The organism is Streptomyces sp. TBY4 (genome assembly GCF_024213195.1).
Taxonomy (GTDB): domain Bacteria; phylum Actinomycetota; class Actinomycetes; order Streptomycetales; family Streptomycetaceae; genus Streptomyces.
Map to the genome: position 1 here is coordinate 1 of NZ_JANAVF010000044.1, position 1,129 is coordinate 1,129.

General features: G+C 71.2%; 1 rRNA gene and 1 pseudogene. Both read right to left on the reverse strand.

The features are described 5' to 3' along the window. Window positions 1-896: pseudogene (locus NLX94_RS38660) on the reverse strand (tetratricopeptide repeat protein); the annotation flags it as partial. A gap of 159 nt (window positions 897-1,055) precedes the next feature. Then, a 5S ribosomal RNA gene (gene rrf / locus NLX94_RS38665) occupies window positions 1,056-1,129 on the reverse strand; the annotation flags it as partial.

Genomic DNA, 1,129 nt, shown 5'->3' on the forward strand with positions numbered 1-1,129 from the left:
TCGTCACGGCGGAAGCCGCCACCGGAGGGACGCTCACCCCGGTCGTTCCCACGGAAACCGCCACCGGAGGGACGGTCATCACGACGCGGGTACGAGGGACGGTCGCCACCGGAGGGGCGGTCGTCACGGCGGGGGTACGAGGGACGGTCCCCACCACGGTCGTCACGACGCGGGAAGGACGGACGGTCGCCACCACGGTCATCACGACCGCCACGGAACCCACCACGGTCGTCATCGCGACGCGGGTACGAAGGACGCTCGCCACCGGAGGGACGGTCGTCACGACGCGGGTAGGACGGACGGTCGCCGCGGTCGTTCCCGCGGAAGCCGCCACCGGAGGGACGGTCGTCGCGACGCGGGTACGAGGGACGGTCCCCACCCCGGTCATCACGACGCGGGAAGGACGGACGGTCGCCACCACGGTCATCACGGCCACCGCGGAACCCACCACGGTCGTCATCGCGACGCGGGTACGAGGGACGCTCGCCGCGGTCGTCACGGCGGAAGCCGCCACCGGAGGGACGCTCACCCCGGTCGTTCCCACGGAAACCGCCACCGGAGGGACGGTCGCCACCCCGGTCGTCACGACGGGGGTAGGACGGACGGTCGCCACCGCCGGCCGGACGGCCGCCACGGTCATCGCGACGGAAGCCACCGCCGGAAGGACGGTCGCCGCCACCGGAGGGACGGTCATCGCGACGCTGGTACGAGGGACGGTCGCCACCGCCGGCCGGACGGCCGCCGCGGTCGTCACGGCGGAAGCCACCGCCGGAGGGGCGGTCGCCACGGTCGTCGCGACGGAACGGCGGACGGTCGCCGCCACGGTCGTCACGGCCCCCGCGGTAGCCGCCCCTGTCACCGCCGTCGTTGCGCCGAGGCTCGCGCTCCGGACGATCGTCGGGAGAGTTGGACATGGGTGTGACTCCTGTCTTCGGGGTACCGCTAGTCATTCTCGCGCAACCAACCCATGGCCGCGCTTCGGCGTAAAGCTCTGGAAAACAAAAAAGACCCCTGCTCCAGCGTTGAACGCTGGACCAGGGGTCCTTTGAAAAATTGTTCGGCGGCGTCCTACTCTCCCACAGGGTCCCCCCTGCAGTACCATCGGCGCTGAAAGGCTTAGCTTCCGGGT